The 3,149-nt window shown below is 64.8% G+C and carries 2 protein-coding genes and 2 pseudogenes; 2 read left to right on the plus strand and 2 right to left on the minus strand.

The window, feature by feature from the left end:
* Nucleotides 1–119, minus strand: a pseudogene (locus WKW80_RS36980) (3-keto-5-aminohexanoate cleavage protein); the annotation flags it as partial.
* A 234-nt stretch (nucleotides 120–353) separates the two neighbouring features.
* Nucleotides 354–877: pseudogene (locus WKW80_RS36985) on the minus strand (acetyl-CoA C-acyltransferase); the annotation flags it as partial.
* A gap of 185 nt (nucleotides 878–1,062) precedes the next feature.
* On the opposite strand from WKW80_RS36985, the gene WKW80_RS36990 reads away from it, so the two are divergent.
* On the plus strand, nucleotides 1,063–2,697 hold the full coding sequence (locus tag WKW80_RS36990; protein WP_340368527.1) for an AMP-binding protein: 1,635 nt from the start codon (nucleotides 1,063–1,065) through the stop codon (nucleotides 2,695–2,697).
* A gap of 209 nt (nucleotides 2,698–2,906) precedes the next feature.
* A partial coding sequence (locus WKW80_RS36995; RefSeq protein ID WP_340368528.1) for a hypothetical protein occupies nucleotides 2,907–3,149 on the plus strand: 243 nt, incomplete at its 3' end.

Here is a 3,149-nt window from a genome sequence, read left to right on the forward strand (position 1 = left end):
ATCGTGACCGGGATGTCCTCGGGGAAGTCGGAGGGCACCCACGACGGCGCGTAGGGCGCGGCGGTGATGATCAGGGGTTGCTGGTTCTCGGGATAGAGGGAGCCGTCGAGGAAGTTCATGGTGGGTGTCCGTTGTCGAAATGCGTGAAGGGGTAGAGACGAAAATCAGCCGAGGCTGGCTTCAGAAGAGCTTGTCGCCCACTATGCGCTTGGCTCTTGAGCAGTCAGGTTGACTTTAAGGATTGCGACGCTGCGACGCTTCGCCAGGAGCGCCATGAATTTCGCTTCTCATGCCAGCAAGCCTGCCAACCAGTGCGCCCGCCAAAGGGCTTGTGCGCTTCGCGATGGCACGCATCAGACGCAGCGCTCGAAGATCGCCGCGATGCCCCTCGCCGCCGCCGATGCACATCGTCACTAGTGCGTGGTGCCCGCTGATACGGTGCAAGTCCGCGATCGCCTTTACCGTGACGATCGCTCAGGTAGCGCAAACCGGGTGGCCCAGCGAGATGCCCAAGCCATTCGGGGTTGCCTGGTCGGGTCGTGGTCCAACTCCTGGATCACCGCGCAGGCCTGCGCCGCGAAGGTCTTGTTCGACTCGATCACGTCCATGTTGGCGACCTTCAGGCCGGCGCGCCGCAGCACCCTGCGCGTCGCTGGCATCGGGCGGATGCCCATGCAGGCAGGTTCGACGCCGGCATGCGCATAGCCGACCAGGCGCGCCATCGGCTTGAGGCCCAGCGCCTGCACGGGTGCGCCCTCGGCCAGCACCGCCGCACCGTCGTTGATGGCCGAGGCGTTGACCATCTCGTCCTTCCCGGACGCCGGCTTCATCTTCGCCAGCGTCTCGAGAGCGTGGTGTCGGCGCGTACGTGGTCGTCGGGCGGGCTGCTGTCCAAGGCGCTTTTCGGCATTGGCACCAAAAGCTAAATGCGTGGCGCCTATTGGAATACAGTCCTGGGGCGCGTGCGAGAGCATTGACCGGTCGCGCACTCATCCGCGCACCCAAGCTGCAGGCGACCTCCTGCAAACCATCTCCCCTCAAAAACTATTCACGGACAAGATCATGACGCAGAGACCCTGGCTCCATTCGTACGGCAACGTGCCCCCGCAAATCAACGCAGACGCCTACAGTTCGATCGTGGCACTGCTCGAGCAGGCCATGGCGCGGTACGCCGACAAGACCGCCTTTCGCTCGTTCGGCCAGAGCCTGAGCTTTCGCGACGTCGACCGCCTGTCGGCCCGCTTCGCCGCCTTCCTGCAGCGTGAACTGAACGTCGGCAAGGGCGACCGTGTCGCGGTCATGATGCCCAACCTCGCAGCCTTCCCGGTGGTCTTCCTCGGCATTGCCCGCCTCGGCGCGGTGCAGGTCAACGTGAACCCGCTCTATACCGCCAGGGAACTGGCCCATCAGCTCAACGATGCCGGCGTGAAGACCATCGTGGCGTACGACGGGTCCACCGCGACCCTCGCCGAAGTGATCGGCGAAACGGCGCTTGCGCACATCATCACCGTCAGCCCGGGCGACGGCTTGCCCACACCCGTGGCCGGTCCCGCTCTCGACGCGCGCCTGACCGGCGTGCTGCCCCTGTCGGACATCCTTCGGGAGGGCCAGCCCACGAACTACAGCGCGCCGGTAATCACCGGAGACGACCTGCTGTTCCTGCAATACACCGGCGGCACCACCGGCGTCTCGAAGGGCGCGTGCCTTTCGCATCGCAACCTGGTGGCCAACACCGAGCAATTCAAGGCCCTCATGCACGACAGCATCCGGCCCGGCGAAGAGGTGGTGGTGACGGCCTTGCCGCTGTATCACATCTTTGCGCTGATGGTGAATCTCATCAGCTATTTCTCGGTCGGTGCGGAGAACTGGCTGGTGGCCAATCCGCGCGACATCGATGGGCTCATCGATACCTTCAAGCAGTCGCGCCTCACCGTGTTCACCGGCGTGAACACCCTGTACTCCGGGCTGGCCGCGCATCCCCGCCTGAAGGAGGTCGATTTCTCGAGCCTGCGCCTGTCGATCGGTGGCGGGGCGGCGGTGATCCCCGCCACGTCCGCACGCTGGAAGGAAGTGACCGGGCGCCTGATCCTGGAAGGCTACGGCCTGTCGGAAACCAGCCCGATCCTGTCCATCAATCCGCCCTTCATCAGTGAATTCTCCGGCACGACCGGGCTGCCGCTGCCGTCCACCGACATCAAGTTGATCGATGACGCGGGCAACGAAGTGGCCCTGGGCCAGTCCGGCGAAATCTGCGCCAGCGGACCGCAAGTCATGAGCGGCTACTGGCAGCGGCCCGAATCGAACGCCACGGCCTTCACGCCCGATGGCTACTTCCGCACCGGCGACGTCGGCGTCTTCGACGATCGCGGATTCCTCAAGATCGTGGACCGCATCAAGGACATGATCATCGTCTCGGGCTTCAACGTCTACCCGAACGAGATCGAAGCGGTGGCGACGGCGTGCCCCGGCGTCGCCGAGTGCGCCTGCATCGGCGTGCCCGACGAGAAGACCGGCGAGGCGCTGCGGCTCTTCGTCGTGGCTCAAGCGGGTGCGAGCCTGGCGCAGCAGGACGTCATCGACCACTGCCGTTCGCTCCTCACCGGCTACAAGGTGCCCAAGTCGGTGTCCTTCGTCGAGGCCCTGCCCAAGTCCACCGTGGGCAAGATCCTGCGGCGCGAGTTGCGGGACGTCGCCTGATCCACGCGACAGTGCGCATGACCATGGCGAGCGAACCCACCTTCAGGCCTTCCAACAACGCTGGTGCCCGCGTTCATCGCCGAACTCAGGAAGCAGGGCGCCGACGACATCATCGTGTGCGTGGGCAGCAGGACTTCAACTTCCTTTAATAGGCCGGCGTCAAGGGCATTTATGGCCCGGGCACGCCGATTCCGGCGAGCGCGAAGGACGTGCTGGAGCAGATTCGCGCTCTGCTGGGGCGTCCCCCCACCGACGTCTACCTGGTCTTCACCCCGATGATGGCGGGGCTGGTTGCCGGCTTCCTCTGCTTGCCGCGCCTGTTGAAACGCTGGGGCACGCAGCGCACCATGTACCTCGCCTATGCGGGATTTGCCCTGGTCAACCTGCTCAACGTCATGCTGGCTGCATGGGTGCCGTCCAGCCTGATGCATCTGCTGCCCCTTGCGGCCTAC

Source organism: Variovorax humicola (genome assembly GCF_037889915.1).
In the GTDB taxonomy this organism is placed as follows: domain Bacteria; phylum Pseudomonadota; class Gammaproteobacteria; order Burkholderiales; family Burkholderiaceae_C; genus Variovorax; species Variovorax humicola.

Excerpts from the sequence above, each read along its gene's own strand:
- WKW80_RS36990 (WP_340368527.1), top strand. The coding sequence starts at position 1,063 with ATGACGCAGAGACCCTGGCTCCATTCGTACGGCAACGTGCCCCCGCAA.